At 35.2% G+C, this 21439-nt stretch carries 27 protein-coding genes and 1 pseudogene; 13 read left to right on the plus strand and 15 right to left on the minus strand.

From position 1 onward, the window contains the following. The first annotated feature begins 222 nt into the window (after positions 1–222). The gene (locus ABC382_RS02770) at positions 223–1428 is read left to right on the plus strand and encodes an EAL domain-containing protein (RefSeq protein ID WP_312506716.1); all 1206 of its coding nucleotides are present in this window, start codon (positions 223–225) and stop codon (positions 1426–1428) included. A gap of 87 nt (positions 1429–1515) precedes the next feature. On the opposite strand, the gene ABC382_RS02775 is transcribed toward ABC382_RS02770, so the two are convergent. Together ABC382_RS02775 and ABC382_RS02780 are read right to left on the minus strand one after the other, a co-directional pair. Then, positions 1516–1815: a tyrosine-type recombinase/integrase gene (locus ABC382_RS02775; protein ID WP_409264016.1), complete on the minus strand. Its 300-nt coding sequence runs from the start codon at positions 1813–1815 to the stop codon at positions 1516–1518. Continuing rightward, positions 1788–1970, minus strand: a complete 183-nt coding sequence (locus tag ABC382_RS02780) for a tyrosine-type recombinase/integrase (protein WP_396631755.1) — start codon at positions 1968–1970, stop codon at positions 1788–1790. Before ABC382_RS02780 ends, ABC382_RS02775 begins: the two co-directional genes overlap by 28 nt. Between ABC382_RS02780 and ABC382_RS02785 the strand changes: the two genes are divergently transcribed. The 3 genes from ABC382_RS02785 to ABC382_RS02795 all read left to right on the plus strand — a co-directional run bounded on the left by ABC382_RS02785 (position 1932) and on the right by ABC382_RS02795 (position 2621). Beyond that, positions 1932–2132 carry a DUF1064 domain-containing protein gene (locus ABC382_RS02785; protein ID WP_312506715.1) on the plus strand — a complete coding sequence of 67 codons (201 nt, stop codon included), beginning with the start codon at positions 1932–1934 and terminating at the stop codon, positions 2130–2132. The genes ABC382_RS02780 and ABC382_RS02785 overlap by 39 nt on opposite strands. Further along, on the plus strand, positions 2074–2250 hold the full coding sequence (locus ABC382_RS02790; protein WP_322610685.1) for a DUF1064 domain-containing protein: 177 nt from the start codon (positions 2074–2076) through the stop codon (positions 2248–2250). Before ABC382_RS02785 ends, ABC382_RS02790 begins: the two co-directional genes overlap by 59 nt. A gap of 221 nt (positions 2251–2471) precedes the next feature. Further along, a complete protein-coding gene (locus tag ABC382_RS02795; RefSeq protein WP_412926555.1) occupies positions 2472–2621 on the plus strand; it encodes a hypothetical protein in 150 nt (49 codons plus the stop codon). 31 nt (positions 2622–2652) lie between these two features. Here ABC382_RS02795 and ABC382_RS02800 read toward each other — a convergent pair whose 3' ends face one another. From ABC382_RS02800 to ABC382_RS02825, 6 genes and pseudogenes are all read right to left on the minus strand, one after another. After that, the gene (locus tag ABC382_RS02800) at positions 2653–3087 is read right to left on the minus strand and encodes a hypothetical protein (protein ID WP_274793269.1); all 435 of its coding nucleotides are present in this window, start codon (positions 3085–3087) and stop codon (positions 2653–2655) included. A 75-nt stretch (positions 3088–3162) separates the two neighbouring features. Continuing rightward, positions 3163–3580 (minus strand): annotated as a pseudogene (locus tag ABC382_RS02805) (DUF3888 domain-containing protein). 181 nt (positions 3581–3761) lie between these two features. After that, entirely contained in the window at positions 3762–3962 is a 201-nt protein-coding gene (locus ABC382_RS02810) for a hypothetical protein (protein ID WP_274793268.1), read from the minus strand. 434 nt (positions 3963–4396) lie between these two features. Then, a complete protein-coding gene (locus ABC382_RS02815; protein WP_274793266.1) occupies positions 4397–4963 on the minus strand; it encodes a hypothetical protein in 567 nt (188 codons plus the stop codon). Positions 4964–5225: 262 nt separating this feature from the next. Next, the gene (locus tag ABC382_RS02820) at positions 5226–5768 is read right to left on the minus strand and encodes a ribonuclease FAU-1 family protein (protein WP_322606519.1); all 543 of its coding nucleotides are present in this window, start codon (positions 5766–5768) and stop codon (positions 5226–5228) included. 250 nt (positions 5769–6018) lie between these two features. Next, positions 6019–6609, minus strand: a complete 591-nt coding sequence (locus ABC382_RS02825; protein WP_322606518.1) for a hypothetical protein — start codon at positions 6607–6609, stop codon at positions 6019–6021. A 493-nt stretch (positions 6610–7102) separates the two neighbouring features. On the opposite strand from ABC382_RS02825, the gene ABC382_RS02830 reads away from it, so the two are divergent. The 3 genes from ABC382_RS02830 (at position 7103) to ABC382_RS02840 (ending at position 8990) form a co-directional block, all read left to right on the plus strand. After that, complete coding sequence (locus tag ABC382_RS02830; RefSeq protein WP_274793263.1) at positions 7103–7468, plus strand: hypothetical protein; 366 nt, start codon at positions 7103–7105, stop codon at positions 7466–7468. A 36-nt stretch (positions 7469–7504) separates the two neighbouring features. Then, the gene (locus ABC382_RS02835) at positions 7505–7681 is read left to right on the plus strand and encodes a hypothetical protein (RefSeq protein ID WP_322610687.1); all 177 of its coding nucleotides are present in this window, start codon (positions 7505–7507) and stop codon (positions 7679–7681) included. A gap of 373 nt (positions 7682–8054) precedes the next feature. Continuing rightward, entirely contained in the window at positions 8055–8990 is a 936-nt protein-coding gene (locus tag ABC382_RS02840) for an EamA family transporter (RefSeq protein ID WP_322606640.1), read from the plus strand. Positions 8991–9247: 257 nt separating this feature from the next. Here the strand turns inward: ABC382_RS02840 and ABC382_RS02845 are convergent, their stop codons facing one another. Beyond that, positions 9248–9406 carry a hypothetical protein gene (locus ABC382_RS02845; RefSeq protein ID WP_322610688.1) on the minus strand — a complete coding sequence of 53 codons (159 nt, stop codon included), beginning with the start codon at positions 9404–9406 and terminating at the stop codon, positions 9248–9250. Positions 9407–9823: 417 nt separating this feature from the next. Here ABC382_RS02845 and ABC382_RS02850 point away from each other — a divergent pair, with 417 nt between their 5' ends. From ABC382_RS02850 to ABC382_RS02860, 3 genes are all read left to right on the plus strand, one after another. Continuing rightward, positions 9824–10174: a PadR family transcriptional regulator gene (locus ABC382_RS02850; RefSeq protein ID WP_274793260.1), complete on the plus strand. Its 351-nt coding sequence runs from the start codon at positions 9824–9826 to the stop codon at positions 10172–10174. Continuing rightward, on the plus strand, positions 10161–11159 hold the full coding sequence (locus ABC382_RS02855) for a hypothetical protein (protein ID WP_274793259.1): 999 nt from the start codon (positions 10161–10163) through the stop codon (positions 11157–11159). Before ABC382_RS02850 ends, ABC382_RS02855 begins: the two co-directional genes overlap by 14 nt. 511 nt (positions 11160–11670) lie before the next feature. Next, positions 11671–12063, plus strand: a complete 393-nt coding sequence (locus ABC382_RS02860) for a RidA family protein (RefSeq protein WP_322610689.1) — start codon at positions 11671–11673, stop codon at positions 12061–12063. Positions 12064–12121: 58 nt separating this feature from the next. Here ABC382_RS02860 and ABC382_RS02865 read toward each other — a convergent pair whose 3' ends face one another. The 3 genes from ABC382_RS02865 to ABC382_RS02875 all read right to left on the minus strand — a co-directional run bounded on the left by ABC382_RS02865 (position 12122) and on the right by ABC382_RS02875 (position 14694). Continuing rightward, positions 12122–12367, minus strand: a complete 246-nt coding sequence (locus tag ABC382_RS02865) for a hypothetical protein (protein WP_274793257.1) — start codon at positions 12365–12367, stop codon at positions 12122–12124. Between the two features lie 239 nt (positions 12368–12606). After that, the gene (locus tag ABC382_RS02870; protein ID WP_322610690.1) at positions 12607–13647 is read right to left on the minus strand and encodes a DUF418 domain-containing protein; all 1041 of its coding nucleotides are present in this window, start codon (positions 13645–13647) and stop codon (positions 12607–12609) included. 96 nt (positions 13648–13743) lie between these two features. Further along, positions 13744–14694 carry a helix-turn-helix transcriptional regulator gene (locus tag ABC382_RS02875; RefSeq protein ID WP_322610691.1) on the minus strand — a complete coding sequence of 317 codons (951 nt, stop codon included), beginning with the start codon at positions 14692–14694 and terminating at the stop codon, positions 13744–13746. 101 nt (positions 14695–14795) lie between these two features. Between ABC382_RS02875 and ABC382_RS02880 the strand changes: the two genes are divergently transcribed. Next, entirely contained in the window at positions 14796–15326 is a 531-nt protein-coding gene (locus tag ABC382_RS02880) for a dihydrofolate reductase family protein (RefSeq protein ID WP_322610692.1), read from the plus strand. A gap of 43 nt (positions 15327–15369) precedes the next feature. On the opposite strand, the gene ABC382_RS02885 is transcribed toward ABC382_RS02880, so the two are convergent. Continuing rightward, positions 15370–16122 (minus strand): class I SAM-dependent methyltransferase, encoded by a 753-nt coding sequence (locus tag ABC382_RS02885; RefSeq protein WP_322610693.1) that lies wholly within the window; start codon positions 16120–16122, stop codon positions 15370–15372. 92 nt (positions 16123–16214) lie between these two features. On the opposite strand from ABC382_RS02885, the gene ABC382_RS02890 reads away from it, so the two are divergent. After that, complete coding sequence (locus ABC382_RS02890) at positions 16215–16733, plus strand: AAA family ATPase (protein ID WP_274793253.1); 519 nt, start codon at positions 16215–16217, stop codon at positions 16731–16733. A gap of 18 nt (positions 16734–16751) precedes the next feature. On the opposite strand, the gene ku is transcribed toward ABC382_RS02890, so the two are convergent. Continuing rightward, positions 16752–17573, minus strand: a complete 822-nt coding sequence (ku, locus tag ABC382_RS02895) for a non-homologous end joining protein Ku (RefSeq protein WP_274793252.1) — start codon at positions 17571–17573, stop codon at positions 16752–16754. 106 nt (positions 17574–17679) lie between these two features. On the opposite strand from ku, the gene ABC382_RS02900 reads away from it, so the two are divergent. After that, the gene (locus ABC382_RS02900) at positions 17680–19497 is read left to right on the plus strand and encodes a DNA ligase D (protein ID WP_322610694.1); all 1818 of its coding nucleotides are present in this window, start codon (positions 17680–17682) and stop codon (positions 19495–19497) included. Positions 19498–20351: 854 nt separating this feature from the next. Here ABC382_RS02900 and ABC382_RS02905 read toward each other — a convergent pair. Then, complete coding sequence (locus ABC382_RS02905; RefSeq protein WP_322610695.1) at positions 20352–21314, minus strand: MBL fold metallo-hydrolase; 963 nt, start codon at positions 21312–21314, stop codon at positions 20352–20354. Positions 21315–21439: the final 125 nt, after the last annotated feature.

Consider the following 21439-nt stretch of genomic DNA (forward strand, 5'->3'; position numbering starts at 1 on the left):
TGTCTAAAAGTCATAAGAAATGGTGAAAATCGAACAATGGCTACAACTAAGCCAATCTAAAAAATTTAGGTTAGATTGGCCAAAAATTATAATAGGTGAAGTTGCGAATTTACTTTAAACCACTTATTATACAGACAGAGAGCATTTTTTTAGAAATTAATAGTATGTGTAATGTTATTTTTGAATAACTATAAAAAGTTATTCATAATGGAGGTTTCGATGATGGACGCAATTGAAGTGTTAACAAATTTAGATCAAATACATGGGTATTATCAGCCGATATTTAGCGCAGATGCGCATACGGTGATTGCCTACGAAATTTCCGGACATCTACAAATTGAAGGGCAACAAATTAATTTAATGGACTTCGTTAATAATGAAGATATTCCAGAAGAATATCGAATTGATATGGAGCATAAAATTTTACATGCAGCCTTAGCCAAAATTGATGAAATTGCATCAGATATTGATATTTACATTCCAAGTAATCCTAATTTATTGATGCAAGATTTTGGTGAAAGTCATTTTAATATAATCCAGCAATATATAGGAGAAGAAGATTTACATCGAATCGTTATTGTTGTATCAGAGCATCGTTTTATGGGGGATATAAACAAATTACACCATGCCCTTCGTTATTTTACGACGTTCGGCGTGAAAATTGCTGTGCAAGAAGTAGGAGCGGAAAGTCATTTAGAGCACATTGCGTTATTGGCGCCACATATTTTAAAGGTCAATACACGTGATTTAAATTATGATTCCTGGTCAGCACAATCGGACATGATTTCTGCCATTGGCAGCCTTGCTTATAAAATAGGGGCCAATCTTTTATTTGAAGATATTGAAACAGTGTATCAGCTACAATTTGCTTGGAAAAATGGAGGTCGCTACTATCAAGGGCCATATTTAGCAAATCCTTCAATGACCTTTGTCGATAAAGACATGTTAAAGGAACGCTTTAAAAAAGAATGCCAGCAATTTATTACGTCCGAAAAGAAAATGCTAGAGGCGCAATTTTTGCAGCTAAAAAAATTAAGGGATGAACTAGAGGCGATTGTTCACCGTGTCAAACCAACGAGTGACAATGTCTCGCATTTAGAGTATTTAGCTGAACTCCTGGATAACTACTCCTTTAGGCTATATATTTGTAATGAAGATGGATTCCAGTTAACGCCTAACGTTATGAGAATTGACGGCAATTGGGAATTGCAGCCACGAGCAATTAATAAAAATTGGAGTTGGCGACCGTACTTCCTACAAACGATCATTAAAATGCGCAATGATCAAAGTGGAGAGATCTCAGAATTATATCGTGATATTGAAACAGGAGAAATTACGAGAACATTTTCAATCGCCATCAACGAACATGAATATTTGTTTGTTGACCTTTCTTATGATTATCTTTATGAGCACAGTATTTTCAGATAAGCTTACAAATCCTAATATATCAATGGTTGTGGGGTATAACTTATGATTGTACCCCACTTTGTACACCAAATTTGATGTTTAAATGATTTATTTGATTTTAATCAAAGATGAAAGTACTTGAGTTGCCTTTAATTCCTCATCAGCGAGGGAATGAGCATATACCCTCATCACCATTTCAGGAGTATCCCCAATGATTTTTGCAACTGTAGTTACAGCGGTTCCCTCTGCAATAATAATACTTACAAATGTATGGCGAAGTATATGGGACGAGAAACGCTCAAAATTATGCTTCTTTTTTAAAGCGTTAAACATTTTAGATATATAATTACTGCTAATTGGTTCTAAATTGGCAGTAATAATTACATAATCATTGATCTGACCCCATATTCATCACGTGTTTTTGTTATAGATATGATGTTTTGCATAAAATCTATATCTTTCCACGTAAGGCCAGCCAATTCACCTTTACGCATCCCTGTAGTTGCTAGTGTAAGCAAAATAACATGAGTAAAGCAAAATACGGGAACAAGAAAGTTATACACGACGGAGTTATATTCGATTCAGCGATAGAAGCAAAATATTATGTTCACTTGAAGCACTTACAAGCACAAGGTATTGTGACATCCTTTGAATTACAGCCAAGGTTTGTGTTACTGCCGAAGTTCGAAAAGAACGGAAAGAAATATCGCGATATTTGGTTATAACGCTGATTTCACAGTTCATTATGTTGATGGTCATACAGAAGTGGGTGACATAAAGGGAATGGTTACACAGCAATTCGAATTGAGGAAGAAGTTGTTCGAATACCGTTTTCCTCACTAATTAAAGCTTCTGACGTATTCAATGATTGATGGTGGTTGGGGGATAACACATGATGAACTTAAAAAGGCTAGGAAAGCAGGACCTGAAAGAGAAGCAATTAATGGGTAGGTGATATTGAATGGCAAGGAAAGAAGTAGAGTTGATACATCTTATTCACTGTCGAGGTTCATGAATCAGTTAAAGTTGATTTCACAATAAATCAGATTGGAACCTTCATAGCTATGTGGAATCAAGGATATCCAATTAACGAGATTGCTCAGAAACTTAACGCAAGTAAAGTGAGTGTGGCTTTGATTGCTATGGACCTTGAAATGGGCTGGAAGGATTGGGCCAAGGGCTGGTGGGTTGTTAGGGAAGAGGAAAGTGGTTAGTTGAAAGAAAATGTGCAAAAAAAATTTTGAGCTACTTAGTGAATTTAGATAACTTCTCAACTTCTTCAGGAGAAATATTTTTAACTTTATATGAAATGACTGCCTTATTTGAAAACACTTTATATTTTTCTGCAGATTCACCAGGCGGTATACGAAAAGTGATGTTAATTAGTTTAAATGGTTGATCGTGTGCACCTTCAAAGGAAATAACCCTTAAACTAACATCATAGTAGTCGTTTTGTCTATTTTGTTCAATTTTTTCAATTCTTGCATAATCGAATAATTGATTATCACCATATGAAGACATTGTTTCAAGAATTGGTAAACCTAATTCACGTAGAAAGGCTAACTCAATCACACTTGGGGGTTGGTTTTTAGGGAAATACTGTATATCTGATCTAGCAAAAGTAGAATTTATCCCTAGGGAACTTATTAAAAATAACGAAATGATTATTATTTTTCTCATAGAAAAAATTCCTTTCAGTATTTGTTCAACAATGAAAAATACAAAATTCTATAAAAGGTTAAAAATTTTAATGAATTATTCTGGTGGATATTTATAAGTCTTAAGGTGAGTGTGATTTATCAATTTAACCTCAGGACCAACAGTTATTTCATAGGTCATTCTATCTTTTCCTAATGAAATATTATGTCCGCCATCTGTAGGCTCAATTTCAAATGTAATTTGCAGATCAAAGCCTCGGAAATGATTTCTTTTTGTTTCAATTAATTCAATTTTCCAAGGAGTAACAAAGGGTGAAACAAATCCTTTAAAATCTTCGGATAATAATAGCTTCTCAAATCCTTTTCAATATAAGGAGTAAGAATGAGCATGAGCATATCCTGTAATCTAAGGTCGTTAGAATCATGAGTAGGTCCATAAAACCCTAATCCTGTACTTGGTAGGAAAAATAAAGCAAGAGTAATTAATATTATAAAAGCAGATAAGCCTTTTTCATTTATAAAATAATACACCTCTTTTAAATATTGTATAAATTTATTATTAACCATCCATTTAAAAGTATGTAGTTAAAAGAGAAGGTAAAAAATACTTGAGATAATTCAACAGTAGTTTACTGCACAATATGAGTAAAGAAATTATAAAGGGTCACTAGTTTGGAGTGACCCTAAACAGATATTTCATTTAAATTTTTTTGGGTTATCAACTTTGATTGAAGCAACCTCTCCACAGTTTTTACAAAAAGTCATAAGAAGTGATGAACCAAAAGTCATTACTGATCCGATTGGTCTTATATTACCCTGGCTACTACTACCACCAACTTGACCGGTTGTAAAGGAATCACTACCACAAGCCTTACAAACCAATTTATCACTTTCCATAATATCACCTCAATATGTAATTTGTGTAAATTATAACATAGAAAAAGCTGCAGCGTTTGCACACGCTACAGCTCGAATTGGTTTATGCCCTTTGAATAATGGCTTAGTCATTAGCATTATAACATAACTTAGGAGGGCAATCCTATGTTAAAAGGGCAAATAACAGTTACGAAAGAGAATTTGTTACAGTGGATTGAGAATTATCGGTGGATGGTTAAAAACAATCGAGGAAGCAAGGTAACAAGTAGCGAAGGAAAATAACAATAGTTACATTGGGGCGAAAACCGCTATGTATGGGATTGAGGCAACTCTACAAAAGGCAAGTGGTAGGACAAGCGATCCAGTGTATACACTATAATAGGAATAAATTTCCATATTAAGCTAGTTCAACAACGAACACAATCATGTTGCTATTTTACCTAAATTTATCTTTCTTAATCATAAGTGTTCCTTGTAAGATTGAGCTTTGGCATATAAGTACTTCCGCCTGCTACCATTTCTTTTGTTTCAACATCATAAATTGCATAATTACCTCTAAATTCTTTTTCTGTGTCTTTAAAGGAATAAAAAAAATAAACTTGTCTATCAGGACTAACGGTCTGATGATAGTTAATATCTATATAAGGGTAGGTACTAAGAATATTTCCATCAAAAGTTATATAATTTAATCTTTCTACCTCATTGAACAATAATTTTTTTCTAACATTTACAGATGCATCAGGCATTTCTTTAAAAAGAACAGTATCCAAATGCCATTGTTGTTGCTTTGGCTTCTGCTTATATCTTTGATAAACCTCCTGATGTATAGGATACTTTAGGTTCCTTAATGCCTGGTAAAATTCATCTACAGTTTCATTAACAACTTTTTCCTTATTTGCAGGATATAAATATTCATTATTATCTGAAGGATTAGTTTGAGAATGAACAGGACTTCCTAATAATATAGAAAAACTGAACAAAAATATAATCACAAACGAACTAATTAAGAATGGATTTTTCACTCCTTTTTAGAAGTAACGTACCCTAAATGTTCTTTAACTATCCTGCTCCGTTAGTTTAAGTGAGAAACTTCCCAATCTTACTCTATATTTCAACAGTAATATCGAATTTTATTGAAAATGTTCTTCCACAATCTGGCCTTTTGATGAAGAAAGACGCATTCCTTAATAAAGAAATGCAAACCCGATTGTTGAACATCCTTTTTTAACTACCCCTAAAGTAAAACTCAAACTTTCATTTGGTAATGACATATTAAAGCATGATTTATTCACGAATCTTACCTAGTAAATAGTCTCGATGCTTAAAACTTAAATCATAGTATTTAAAAGTACCTTCGTGTATTTGTTTCAACACTTGATTAAAAACTCGATAGGCAAAATCGTATTGTGATTTTGTAATCCAATTATTGTGTAGAGCCTCTTCTAATTCATCTTTATCTTTTTCAATGATTTCTCCAGTTGGTAATACAACAATATCTAAAAATAAGTCCATCATATAGGGTTCTCCATTCTCAACGCCATTTCCATATGTGATATCTATGTACCACTGAATAATTTCTCTATTTTCATTAAACATTGATGTAATAGCGAAATTTTCATTGAGTGGTAGTTGTTGTAACCATAAGTAATTGTTATCAACAATACAAACCTTTTTAATTAAATATTCTGTTATTAATGGCTCTTTTACTTCATTCATTTTTATAAGAGCAATAAATCCATTAAAATCTTTGTCATTTATCTGCTCTATAGAATAGTCGCGTTGTATAATTCTAGTCCAATCATTTCTATGTAAAAAACGCTTTTTCAAAAGATAATCGCTCCTCAAATAATATTATTGGTAAATTATAACATTAATTGAGTTTAAAATATATATAACATATCCGTAGAGTTTTGTACCATTGCATAAAATAATGTTATTCAACAATTTGGCCCGATTGTTGAATAAGTGTAAAGATAATCAAGTTGTTTACTTTTTAAACGCATAATAGTTCAATAAAGCCTATTACTCAACTTTTATACATCCGACTTACTCGTTTTGGACTTAATGATACATTAAACTAATCCTCCCAATAAAAAATAGCATCCATGACTAAATACTCTCTAGGTTCACGATAAATTGTCGGTATTTTTGTTTGAAAAGACAAAGGTTGATTCATTTTTTCAGCTTCTAATAGTTCATAATCAAACTCTTTTAAGGCTCGTTTCAATTTTTCTGCAATTGTTTGGAATTTCTCGCTCAAATCTAATAAATTTGGACTAGCAAGCAAAGAACCATATGCCCCACCAACTACTTCATTCGTTTCGATACGAATTGTTTTATATCTGTAATCTTCGCCCATGATTGCTACAGGTGCTAAACGACAAATATCAATAATAATCCCATCTTTCTTTATCTCTCGATGACCGTACTTCTCTTCAACGACTATAAAATCCTCTTTTCGATAACAAAAAAATTCAACAAAGGAGGCGTATCCACTGCCAAAATGACTCCACTCTGCTTCACATACTAAATTAGGAATACGGTTTATTCGATGAAATAACCGTCGGATATGGGCTTCAATTTCTAGTTCATTATTTGTATTATAGGGGAACTTGTTCCCGACGATCTTTCCTTCAATTAAGCCTTGTAATTGTTCGTTAGAAAACATGCATAAAACACCTCTCATTTGATTATGCCCGATTTACAACGAAAGAGCACATTTCATACTCTGAAATACGCCCTTTAATGGAATATAAACTTTATTTTGTGGCTTTTAAGTGTGTTTACAAACTTGCTTTTGGAAACATTATTAAGCTTATTTATGTATACTTTATAAATCCTTGTTTTACTAAAGCACCCGTTAACCATTCACGAAGGGCAAAATTAGCACGTCACCACAGAAAATGAAAGATGGATAAGTTCTTTCATGGGAACTTAATTTCGTTATTTGCGAGTTTAAGGTGTTTCTGGTCAAATATAGCAATTCAGATTCCACAATAATAATCTAAAAAGTAAGTGGTGTACCTTTGGAAGAAGTTAAGTTAAACGAGATATAAGTGGAATCAATAGTTATTACAGGTGATTTTATTGTTGGATATTTATGTTAAAATTAATTTTGAAGATTTTGAAGGTACTTAAACTATTGATGAGGGGGTATAAAAATGAATATTTATTGGTTAGGTGCAGGGCTTTTTCCTCTTGACTGGGAATTTTGTTTTTTTACAGTTTCAGAATACAAGGAGAAAATAATTGAGAAAAGAGAGAGCAACCCTGAATATTTTGATATGAAAACAGGTGGAGTGGACAAATTGTTTGCCCTTATAGATCAACGTGTGACGTTTGCTTTAAATAACTTTAGGGAGGAATTGAAAGGATATAGTGATGAGTTAAGATGTCCTGCCATGATTACACCAATTCCTAGAGGGGATAATAGTAATGGTGCAGATTTTATCATAATTTTAAAACGTGATGAAGATGGAGATACAGCAGTTTACTCTCCATATCCCATTTCATATTTAGAAAATTAAGAGGACATGGAAAGGTTAAAAGTATGAGGTGGTATAATGAAGTTCCGTTTGTTAGAAGAGGATAGTCTTAGCCGTGAATATCCAAATAGTTATGATTATTGGGATGAAAACAGGGTTATTTCAAACACGAAAGCAGAAATCGATGGACTTATTATGTTGATTTTAATGCAAGTTTACAGCACCACTTCCTACTGGATAACAAGTTTCTCCTAACCTATTTATATGCTCCAACTTATCGTTAAAGCCAACTTTATATAATGTACACAAGTCATTCATTTTGAGTGGCTTTTTATTTTTGTCTTTATTTTCCAAGCGCTAAGAAGAGTGCAGGGAACTAAACTGCTGAATTCTTATCAATGGTAAAGAAGACTAATTTTTTAGTTCAACGAAATTTTTTATCTAGGCTCTGCATACTCCACGATAAATGAGAAGGATTAGTATTTTTGTGACAATTTAAATGAAAAAAAAGATTGTAAAATAACAATTCGTGATTTATATTGGAGATTATGATTTTTTTTCTAAATCTCAAAATCATAAACAAAATTCATTTTATATAAAAATTATAGGAGGGAAGTGAGTGATGAAGATGTATATTTATCCCCTATTAGTAGTGATTGCAGCAAGCAGTTTTGGTATCGTTTCAACGATTATAAAGCTGGCAATGCGTAGTGGTTTTACTGTCTCTGAGGCAGTTACAAGTCAGTTTTTTATTGGCTTTTGTATAGCAGTATGTATCTTCTTAGTTACAAACAGATCAAAATTGAGCTTTAACGGTGTTAAAACCCTTATTTATGCAGGGATTTTAACAGGGTTAACGAATATTTTATATGGTCATTCTTTGAACTTTTTGCCAGCATCATTGGCAGTAGTTTTACTATTTCAATTTACATGGATTGGTATGTTGATTTCTAGTATAACAAAACGGCAACTTCCAAGTAGAATTGAATTCGTATCTTTAATCATATTGGTAGTAGGAACAATACCAGCTGCTGGTATAATTGATGTTGATTTATCCCAAATACCTTTCCAGGGGTGGTTATGGGGGTTAGCAGCAGCACTTTGTTATTCCTTATTTTTGTATGTTAACGGGAAAGCAACTGAAAGTATGACAACCTCTAACCGCTTAGTATTTGTTTCCTTCTTTGCATTCATGATTACTGCCGTTTTCCAGTCTCCAGAAATTATTTGGAATGGTACTTTGTTTAACGAGGGACTGTGGATTTATGGATTGGCATTAGGGTTATTCGGCATGATTATACCGGTTTTCCTGTTCACAATTGCAGTGCCTAAAGTAGGATTAGGTATGTCATCAATATTGAGTGCTGTTGAATTGCCAATCGCGGTCATGGTATCCGTTATCTTATTAAGCGAAACGGTTACAACTTTGCAAATAGTAGGTATCATCACTATTGTTATCGGTATAAGTTTACCAACAATTCTAGATAAAGATAGATTGTTAAGAATCGGTAAAGCAAAATACAGAAAATCAAGCAAAGAAGTAGCAAAAGAATCTTCTATTTAAAGATTTACACGTGTTGGCAACCCCGTTATACAAGTACAGTTGTCACATTAAATGTACATTGAATCGGACAAGACAAGGTTTAGATAACAAAGATAATAAAAAACTCGTATTTTGATGAAAGATTGATCAAAATACGAGTTTTCTTAATTTATTAATAACAAATAGCTATGAGGGAAGTAAAGGATCTATCGCAATTTACCTTACCTAGCATACATTCATCAATGTGAAAATGATCCCCTAAATATCAAATTAAATGTCTACTTTTCTCTTTTTTCAATTGATTTTAATAATGTTAAACCAGCAACACTTATAAGCGTAATGCTATACATAATCGTCTTATTGGCTTCTCCCCAAGTAACTACCATTGTTGTAAGAATTAGCACTAGTAATATGAAGTAAGGTAAGTAAATTCGCAATTTATAAAACCCCTTTTTTCTTTAGTCTCTGAAAAAAGCGAAATTAACTAGATTCAATTTTTCATAAGCTAGGCGTTTGGAAAGCAATGTCTCTTGCAGTATTAATGATACTTAATGAAGTATGAAAGTGTGTATCCATATAAGTAGTTTAAATTTTCGGGAACGCTCAATATCCCCTGTGAAAAGACCAAGGTACTTAAATTATGGATTAGCACTTGACCGTAGTGTGATTAATGACAAGCAATATTTATTTAGCAGTCCAGGTACTCAATTAAATTTGGAGCCTGGTTTTTTAATTTTTAAATTATTTTTTTAATAGTATCTAATTTCGATTGTTATTGTAACCATAATAGTGTAAGATGCATACTATAAGTCATACAGTGTATGTCGTACAGTATATAAAATTGAGGTGGGTGAATGAGCACTTTATTGAATTCATTAACGACAGAACTTAGGAGGGGGACGCTGACATTAGCGGTATTAAGTCAATTACGAACACCACAATATGGATATTCACTTGTTCAATTATTGGAGAATTCGGGCATTACCATCGATCAAAGCACCTTATATCCATTGCTTCGCCGTTTAGAAAAACAGGAGTTAGTAACGAGTAATTGGGATACATCTGAAAGTAGACCGCGTAAGTACTATGTATTAAGTGAATATGGTTTAGACATTTTTTTGCAATTAAAACGAGAATGGATTAACAATTCAAAAGAACTATATGAGTTATTAAAAGGGGATGATGATAACGATGAATCTGATTGATATTTATATTCAAGAGGTCACTCGGAGGTTGCCCGAAAAAAATCGGGAGGACATCGCACTAGAGTTACGGTCAACTATTGGGGATATGTTGCCTGATGATTACAGCAAGGATGATGTAAAGGGGGTTCTTGAAAAGTTAGGAAATCCAGCAGCATTAGCAAGTGGTTATCGAGATCAGCCAATGCATTTAATTGGCCCACGCTATTTTGATGTATATCTATCATTATTAAAAATGATTTTACCAATTGCTGCTGTGATTGCGGTTATTTCGATGTTTGCTGAATACTTTATTGGTTTTGATGAAGGAGAAGCGATCATTAATGTTGTCCTCACTAGTATTGGTGAAGGAATTTGGAGTATCATCGAAGTAGGAATCCACGTCTTTTTTTGGCTAACAGTCGTTTTTGCCATTATCGAACGAACAGATAAAGGAAAAGATCCGCAACCATTGTCAGCGAGTTTAAAAAAATGGACCCCTGATGATTTGAATAACATCACGTATATTCCTAAGAAAAAAGCCATTACAAAGCTTGAAGTGTTTGGTTATTTAATGTGGACAGCGTTTTGGGCAACCCTTTATTTTTATGCAAACCATCTTCTAGGTGTATATGAAGGTGGGGGAAATGGACTTAAATTCGTAATTCCAGCTTTTAATCAGGATATTTTACTTCATTATTGGCCAATTGTTATCGTTGTCATTGCTCTTGAAATTGGGTTAGCTCTCTACAAATTGCTAAAAGGACAATGGACGAAAAAAATGGCCATCTTTAATACTATTGTTGAGCTTTTCGCAACCGTTGTTTTCATTGTTTTATTAAGCAATCCGAATTTAATGAACGAAGAATTTATCTCGTACATGAGTCATTTATTTACCACATCAACGAAGCAATTTGAAATATGGATAGTTGGCGGGGTAATCATTATATTTGTTGTATATGCGGCAATCAGTATATTCGATGGCTTCCGTAAGGCTAGAATCCGTTAATTCAATTTTATTTTGAAAGATTGAAGTATAGTTGATCTTTTTCTATAAACGTTAGATTGTTCAGAAAATGTTCAGAATACTATGTTATTCTATAAATGAACACGCATATTAACAAAAAACTAGGTACCTCCTATAAGAGGTACCTAGTTTTTTTAGCTTACAGGGTCACTTGGGATGGAGTAACCCTAGTAACAATTTCGGAGGTGTAAGGCTAATTTAGCTTTACACTATTATATATATGATGTATTCGTTATGGTTAAATAGTTAATTGCCTGAGAAATAATGAAAAATATCTTATAAATATTTGTGCAATTTTATTGAATATTAAGGATAGAAATGGTAAGTTGAAAATAACTTTAGGTAAAAGGAGGAGAATTCACATGAAAAAAAGATCAATTCGTTTTTTACGCATGGGTATTGGATTCTCTACTGCTGTTTTTTTCTAAAATTGATCAACAAGGGTGAAGTCTGCCCTTTTTTAGAAAAATAATAACCTAAAGGAGATCTAACTATGAAATCAAAACTAACTCGTAAAAATCCTATGCAAGTGCCAAGTCCTGTTGGAAAGTATAGTCATGTAACCATTATTCCTAAAGATGCAACGATGTATGCATTTTCTGGTCAGATAGGGGTTGGACAAGACGATCAATTGCCACAGACATTGCTTGAGCAAATTGCCAATACGCTAAAAAATATTGAAATGATTTTAACAGCGGAGGGAATGGATGCCACGCATGTAGTGAAAGTAAATATTTGGGCGACAGAGGAGATAGATTGGGATTATTTCTATCAACAATGGGAAGCGATGTTTAATGATTCCTATCCCTCTATGACTATAGCCTACGTATCGGCACTAGGATTACCAGCCATTAAAATAGAAATTGAAATTTGGGCAGCTAAATAACATGAAAAATCGACAATATCCAATTGGGTATTGTCGATTTTTGGTATGAGTTTTAATATTAACGCAACATTCTTTTTAATTGCTTCATTTCATAATTTAATTCGTCAATTTGCTTTTGTAGTTTGTCAATGTCATCACGATTACTCTCATTTTCTTTCAATTCATCCTCTAAAGCAAGGCCAGCTGCAATGGTTGCTAGTGCATCACCAAGTGTTGTAATAGCTCCTGCAATCACGGCCAGCTTAGCTGCCTGACTCACAGAATCACTTGCCTCACTATTCCGATAGCCCTTGTTATTTTTCATACAATCCTCCCTACAAAAAAGGGTTTTATTTGCATAGTATGCAATGGGTATGTGGCAGGTGAAGCATAATGCTTGCTGCATATAATAAAAAAGGTCACTTATGTTGCGATAAGTGACCAAATAATATGGGGATGTGTTTCTTGCTGAAGATATGAGCAAAGATGGAAAGCGAGTAGGGTACATTACCAATATATGACGTTTAACGCCATGCTGATAGGTATTTATCATTGACTAAAAAATTAATCGATGTTTTTTCTTTGTCGTAGAGGAGGGACTGTCCAATAGGTACCCATTCGCCAGAGCCATTCCATTGGCCCGAAGCGGAAAAAGTGTAACCATCCTTTACTAAAGAGCAATTGGAAAACATAAATCCCTAGACAAATCCATAATGATTCGATGAAACGAAGCTGACCAATTAGATCGAATGCATGCCCAATGACCAGAATAAGTGCTGTTTGCCCTAAATAATTAGTTAAAGCCATCCGACCATAGGCTTTTAACGGTGATAATAGGCGCTGGAATAGAGGGCTCTGTAGTAATAGGATGATTGCTCCCATATAAAATGCTGACACTATTGGACTATTCTGTAGACCTATTAATGTAAATTGCTCTACATTTATGATATGTTCTTCTAATTGATCCTTGGACAATTGGTCGAAGTTGACGTTGGCTTCAGGCACATACTGCCATTGATAAAACCAACTAGCAATACTGATACAGAACATTACAATTGTTGCAAGCATCAATTTATTACGATGAATCGAAATATTTTCAAATAAACGATATTGACCAGCTGCTAGACCTAGTAGAATAAGTGGAAATGGCATCGCAATTTTTATGCCAAAATAAGCTGTAAGGGCCAATAGCAATAAGCTGATAATTACATTGATTTCTTTACGCATTTTATAAAAAGGTAGGGCTATAAAACCAAAAATGGCATAAATGGTTAGTGCTTCACCAGGTTGAAAATAGAAATGGACAAGCCCCATAAGTAATAAAATGAAAAGTCTGCGGCTAAATAAGGCATAAGCTTTCTCGTTTCTAGCCATAGCACGTGAAATAAAAAGGTAGAATCCTACTCCAAATAAAAAGGAAAAAATAATGAAAAATTTACCTTCGATAAAAAGTGTTAAAAAGCGATTATAGGCAATATCGCTTGCTAGTGTAGGTGGTTCAATCCACATTAATGAGGGGATATTCACTAAAATAATACCGAGTAAGGCGAACCCTCTTAAATAATCTAACGTATCAATACGTGTGTTGTTGTCGGTTGGTTGCAACAGTCATCTCCTCCTTCATGATCAATTATAAGGAAGGTCACTAAAAAGTAATAACGATGAACGTTACGTGAATCTGACAAAATTGTCACTTGAAATTTAGATGTCGCGTTGTTCTGGATAAATCGATAATAGGTCATGCGCCTGTTTTCGTATAAGTTGGATTAGTTCTTGTGGTTCTTTTACAATGGCGTGCTGGCCAAGACGGAAGAAAAGGGAGCTAATAAAATGAAGCTCTCCTTTATCGATCATCATCTCAATAAACCCCGTCCCATCACTTGAACGAACAACTGCCTTTTCAAGGTTCGGCTCACTTAAACATTGGCGCACACCCTCTCTAGTTAATTCCACATATAAACGAATAGGCTGTTGAGGCTCATAGTCACTCTCTAGCCATTGCTGCAAATTAATGGTAGAATCAGGGTTCTTATCGCTGACTTCTATGGAATGAATACGGTCTATTCGAAATAAGAGAATTTTTTCAAATGGTGCATGAAGGGCAGGCATATACCATAAGCCATCATGAGCATACACACCAATAGGCTGGACATGCTTTGTCGTGATTCCAGATTTTGATTCATATTGGATATGTAATTGTTCCTGGTTGATTATTGCTTCTAACACGTCTGTTAATAGTGGTGTTTCTATTGTTCGCTTAGGGTTCCAAAAGGCAATATAGGATTGAAGCGTATCTACCTTTTTTTTCGCTTCTTGCTGCAAGGAGTCATACAGCTTTTGAGATACAGATTTCATTTCCGTATTAAAAGGTAGATCCCGGTAATAATGAAGAGATTGAAAAGCGAAAAATATGGCTACCGCTTCTTCCTCTGTAAATAGAATAGGAGGAAGAAGCGTGCTCGAAAGTACTGTGTAGCCACCGTTTCTCCCTTGTTCCGCGTAAATAGGCAGGCCCATATCACTTAAATCTAACAAATAACGATGCACGGTTCGCACAGAAATATTAAAATCATCTGCAATTTCCTGCGCCGTAAATTTCTTTTTAGCACTGATATATAGCAAAATATCAATTAAACGTTTAGCTTTGGACATATTTTTTCACCTTTTGATTTAATCATGCCAGTAGTTGTCATGTTTTATAGTTAGTATAGACGTTGTACAAGTGATTATCAAAAAGAAGAGGAGTTGACATGATGTCACGAGAAATAGTGGTTTTTATCGCAGCGAGTTTAGATGGCTTTATAGCTAAGGAAAATGATGATTTACAGTGGCTAGAAGAAACAGAGGGAGAAGGAGATAACGGCTATTCGGATATGTATCAAACCATTGATACCGTCATTATGGGCAAACGAACATATGATTACATCGTAGAGCATATCGAGCCTTTTCCATATACAGACAAGAAATGCTATGTGTTTACTACAACTCAAACGGAGAAAAATGAGCACGTTGAATTTGTCCATGAGGATGTTGTAACTTTTACTAAACAGTTAAAAGCACAACAAGGCGCAAAAATCTGGATGGTTGGTGGAGCCTCTATACTAGATGCCTTTTTACAGGAACAGTTAATTGATGAATGGATTGTTACGATTACACCACATTTGCTGGGATCGGGTATCCCACTGTTTAAATATCCACGTCCTTTTGAAGAGTTAAAACTACTCGAAACTAAACGATATGGTCAAATGGTGCAAATGCATTATCAGGTAAAGAAAGAGGCTTAAGGGTAGCCTCTTTTTTTCATGGTTTTTGCAAAAATCAAAGACTTTATAATAAACGAGCATGGACAACCATAGAAGGACTTAGTGCATGAAATTCACTTCTTTGCCAGGAACCGTAAAGATGTTTCAACTCAAACCCGTTTTGCTGTAATAGTCTAGTCATTTCCATAGGATATGTGTAGCGCAGTAATATGGCATCTTCGAAAGTTTGTTGCCCTTGTTGATGAACAGCACGGCACGTTAATATTTGCGTGACAGGATTATATTCTTCACGATGGAACGTCTTTCTTTTTTCACCATTGCTAGTGATTGTTTGTTCTTTGTATTCATCAATGGCGGATAACTCATTTAAAATGGCATTTCTCGTATCAAAAAGAAATTCACCCCCTGGTTGTAAATGCTTCTTCACAGATTGCAATAAAGCATTTTGACTTTCATTTGTTAAAAAGTGCTGAAATGAATTGCCTGTCATATAAATAAAATTAGTCGTTATAGGTAATTGTAGTTGTGTACAATCTTGTAAGCTAAATTGGATTTGCACACCTCGTTTACTGGCTTTTTCGATCGCATGCTGGATCATTCCTTCATGTAGATCTACCCCAAAGACAGGAATACCCTGTGCAGCTAATGGAATAGCTATACGTCCTGTCCCGCATGCTAATTCGATAATGGACTCTTTTTTCGTACCTATATAGTCCTGAATATAATGAAGATCGTCTTGATAATTAGCATAGAGATTATCATATTCGGTTGGGTCATTATATTTTTGTAAATTGTGCTCGAATTCATGGTAGAACATTTTTATCCTCCTATTTTCCTTTGCTAGAATCATTGTATAATAAAGGGAATATTTCTACAAAGATACATAGGGTAAAGGGGCGTTCGGGGATAATGGCAATTCCACAAAAAATACATATCATTGGGTCCGTTGGCAGTGGGAAAACAACATTAGCAAAGGAATTAGCTAAAACCTATCACATCCCCTATTATGAGTTGGATAATGTTGTTTGGATTAGAAAAGAATCAGGGGATAGTATGAGAACGGAACAAGAAAGAATGGCGTATTTACAAAGTATTGTCCAGACAGACTCTTGGATTATTGAAGGAATTCATCAAGAGGAGTGGGTAATCCAGAGCTTTCAGCAAGCAGACTGCATCATCTTTCTTGATACTCCCTATAAAATCCGTATTTTTCGCATTATTAAAAGGTTTGTGAAACAAAAAATCGGTATTGAAAAAGCCCATTACCAACCAACTTTTTCGATTTTCTTCAAAATGTTTCGTTGGAATAAACGTTTTGAGCTAAAGGGTAAACCTAAATTTTTCAAACAACAGGGGGATGTATTGGATAAGCTGTTAGTGGTACAACATAAAAAGGATGTAGATAACTATTTCGAGCGTATCCTGTAGAAAGGATACGCTCTCTTTTTAAGCATTTTTCTTTGTGCGGGTGGTGCGTTTTCTTGGAGCGGGCTTCTTCGTTTTATCTAAGGAAGCCTGCAGTGCTGTCATTAAATCTGTGACATTATCGGGAATTGGTCGTTGTTTATCACTTGCAGCGATTGTATTCGTAGCTTTCTTTTCTTCGATTAGTTCTAGTAGAGCGTTGCGATAATCGTCAGTATATTTTTCAGGGTTAAAGGTAGTGGTTAGCTGATCTACAAGCATGAGAGCTGTTTCAAGCTCCTTCGGCACCACGTCTTGCTCACTAGGTATATTGGGCACGTCGCCAACACTTCTCACTTCATCTGGATAATGAATTGTTTCCATGACGAGTGCATTTTGATAAACTCGCACAACGGCAAGCTGTTCTTTTGATCGAATAATAATTTTCGCGATACCAATTTTTCCTGATTGCTCTAATGTTTTACGCAATAGGGAATAGGCTTTAGCACCGGTAGAATCAGGAGATAAGAAATAGGTACGTTCAAAATATATCGGATCGATTTCGGTTAATTGAACAAAATCAATAATTTCTACAGCCTTCTCTTCATTTTCCTTACGTAGGTTTTCTAAATCCTCTTGATCCAAGACAACAAATTTATTTTTTGTATATTCGTAAGCCTTAACAATATCCTCATCTTTTACTTCCTGATTACAGCCTTCACAAACCTTTTTGTAGCTAATAGGTGTATGGCATTCTTTGTGAAGCTGACGCAATTTAATATCTTTATTTTCAGTAGCGGCATGTAGTTTAACTGGGATATTGACTAAACCAAAGGAAATACTGCCTTTCCACACTGTATGCATGTTTGTCACCTCGTTTTTCTTACTATGATGTATTTTGCAGCTTTTTATGTATTGTAAATTGAAATCGTCAAACACTGTAGATAAAAAACAAAGTAGGTAGTGTTGAATGAAACCAATGCTTTTAACGGAATCAAACGATATTCCAAATGGGGATGAGTGGTTATATGAAACGAAATATGATGGTTTTCGTTGCCTGTTAATATGGGATGAACAGCCGATACTCATGAGCCGAAATGGTCGCAATTTAAACTACTTGTTTCCTGAGATTTTAGCTTTCTGTCAGCAAATATATGCATCTGTAAAGGCTTTTTTGCCATTAACCTTGGATGGAGAGATTGTTTATTTAAGCAATCATTATAAAAGTGAATTTGCAGTTGTTCAAAAAAGAGGGAGAATGCAAAATGAGGACGTCATAGAGGCACATGCAAAGACCTTTCCTTTTCGTTATCTCGTATTTGATGTATTAACTTTTAAGGGGGAGTCCCTTCACAATCGCTATTTAAAAACAAGGAAGGAGCAATTGGCGAAGTTTGCTTCAAAGGTACTATTACCGAGCGTCGACTTTGAGGATAGAAGCTCGATTCAAATTGTAGAGGGGGAGGAAGAGAGCGAGAATTTATGGCAGGCAATAAAGGTTTACAATGGTGAGGGCATGGTGGCAAAGAAGAAAACAAGTAAGTGGCTGGAAAACACTCGTTCAAATCATTGGTTAAAAATTAAAAATTGGCGATATGTGACGGTTGTAGTCACACAATATAACCATAGCAATGGCTTTTTTCATGGCTCAATTTATAAGGATGGTCAATTGCGCGAGGTTGTGACGTTTAAACATGGTATGACAGAAGAAGAGCACCAAACACTTGTTACATTTTTTCAGACCAATGGACAGCGCCAAAAAGAGTTATGGCATCTAGAACCATCTATTTGTATCGACGTTGCTTGTATTGATTTTGATGGTAGTAAGCTCCGGGAACCTAGATTTCATGCCTTTCGATTGGAACAAACACCGGAGGATTGTCAATGGCAGCACATGCAACGACAGCTTTTTCCGATTCCCGATTCTGTGCCTATTACTCACCCAGACAAACCTGTTTGGCCAGAAATTGGCATAACGAAGGATCACTATTTGTCCTATTTACAAAGCATGTCACCATATTTATTACCTTTTCTAAAAGACCGTCCTCTCACTTTAATTCGTTTTCCACATGGTGTGCCAGGCGAAAGCTTTTATCAAAAAAGTAAACCAGATAAAATGCCTAACTTTGTGGCAACGGCGGTGATGGATACGATTGATTATATTGTATGTAACAACTTAGAAACTCTGCTGTGGCTAGGTAATCAACTGGCATTGGAGCTGCATATTCCGTTTCAAACTTTTCAATCCATGTACCCGACAGAAATAGTTTTCGATTTAGACCCACCCTCAGCTGAACATTTTTCATTAGCTGTAGCTGGTGCACTGGATTTAAAAAATATCATTGACTATTTTCAGCTACAATCATTTGTCAAAACATCAGGTGGAAAAGGCTTACAGCTCTATATACCGCTACCAACCAACACCTTTACCTATGAGGAGGTTCGGGTGTTTACAGAATTTGTTTGTCGATTTTTATGTGAGCAAAAGCCGAATTTGTATACAATTGAGCGATTAAAAAAGAATCGCCATGAAAAATTATATTTAGATTACGTGCAGCATGCAGAGGGGAAGACCATCATTGCCCCCTATTCTACGAGAGGCAATCCAAAGGGTTTAGTCGCAACACCTCTAAATTGGGATGAAGTTAATGAAAACTTAAAACCAGAGTTCTTCACGATTCCCGCTGTCATAGAGCGCATGAAAAAAATAGGGAATCCCTTTCAAACATTTCGAGAGGTAGGGGATAAGCAGGATTTTCGAGCTGTATTGGCTCAATTAAAACAATAATTTTCCTTATAAATTTTTTATCCAGCTTAGGACACGAACAATTTGAAATGGCTCCGCTACTGAAGGAATGAAACTCACAAGGAAAAAACATAGTGATCGGGATAAGCTTTAGAAAACCTTGCTCCTTTTTTAAAAAGGCTCCAATACTCATAACAAAGCTCAATAATAAACAAGCAAATCCAACAAACATTAGCCACTCTAACCCATGAGCAAGGAAATAGGCGGGGCTAAGCAGTCAAACAGCAAGAGCGTTTCGAGGAGAGTTACGATCACATTTGACCGAGGTATGAGCGTTTCGAGCAGAGTTACGATCACATTTGACCAAGATACGAGGTTTCGAGTGGAGTTACAATCACATTTGACCGAGATACGAGCAGTTTGAGGAGAGATATGATCACATTTGACCGAGGTATGAGCGTTTCGAGCAGAGTTACGATCACATTTGACCGAGGTATGAGCGGTTTGAGGAGAGATATGATCACTTTTGACCGAGATATGAGCGTTTCAAGCAGAGTTACGATCACTATTGACCGAGGTATGAGCGTTTCAAGCGTAGTTACGATCACATTTGACCGAGATAGGAGCGTTTCGAGCGGAGTCATGATCACATTTGTCTAAATTAGGAGCGTTTCAAGCAAAGTGATGATCACTTAAGCCTGCAATGGGAATACTCCAATCACAATGTTAAGCGCTTTTGACTCAAGAAGGAGTGCTTCAATCAATATGTATGATCAATCACAGTCCCAAATAGAAGCGTATCCATCAAAGTCAAAAGCACCAACATTCAAAAGAGTAACTTTACGTTCCTTTTAAAAAGAGGTGTCTCCTCATCATGGAGACATCTCTTTTTACTGTTATAGAGGCACTTGTGCATTGACTTTTTCTAAGTAATCTAGTATTCCCATTGACGACACAATGGTATCGAAAGGAATCGTTTGATAGACTGGATGATCTGTTGGAATGCTGTTTTCCTGTAAATAGCTGAATAAAAGCTCCTTTAAGCGAGCATCTAAATAGTGGACTTGCTCCTGGAAATCGCTTGATGCAGCTTGGGCTTTTTTACCTTCTGCTAAAAAGAGGGGTGTCCAATAGCGTACTTGGCGATAAGCTTCAGCTGGATTTTTATAGGCACCATAATGCCCAAAATATAACTCAGCTGCTTGAAGTTTTTCGTACAACTGAATGGATTGCTCCATTGTTTCTGGGTTGTATTGGTTAGGCGAAGTGGATGGAATAATTAAATCAATTGCTTCTCCATCCATTTCAGGATAACGAACCCCGGTTGTATCCCCTACAAAAAGACCATTGGTAGCGGAATAGAGCATAGATACATGATGTTTTGCATGGCCTTCTGTATGATAGAACGTTAAATGGTGTTGGCCTAAATCTAGACGTTGCTCGTGACTTACTTCAATAATTCGTGCAGCATCAATTGGCACAATCGGATCAAAGAGGCGATCAAATTCAGCTCCATAGACTCCTTTTGCACTGAAAATAAGTCTGCTTGGGTCAATCATGTGAGCTGCCCCTCGTGGATGGACAACTAATTTTGCATTAGGACAGCTTTGCAAAAATAACCCTGCTCCTCCTGCATGGTCTAAATGAATATGTGTCACGATGACATAGTGAATATCCTCTAATGCAATATTTAACTCCTTTAATCCTTCCATTATGTAAGGAACGGATGGGCTTGCAGAAGTTTCAATTAGAGTAATTTTTTCGTCGATTAATAAATAGGAGCTCGTTCGTTGTTCCCGATTTAAATCATGTGTATCAATACAATAAAAATTTGATGCAATTTGTTGAACTCTACTCAATTCATTTTCCTCCTTTAATTTCAAAGATGTATAAAATATTCTTCAATATACAATATTTAGCTACAAAAAGCAGTAGTTATACTATATAATAATAGAAAATTAAACTGAATGTCCATTCATTTTTT

Source organism: Lysinibacillus phoenicis, assembly GCF_047238325.1.
Lineage (GTDB): Bacteria > Bacillota > Bacilli > Bacillales_A > Planococcaceae > Lysinibacillus > Lysinibacillus irui.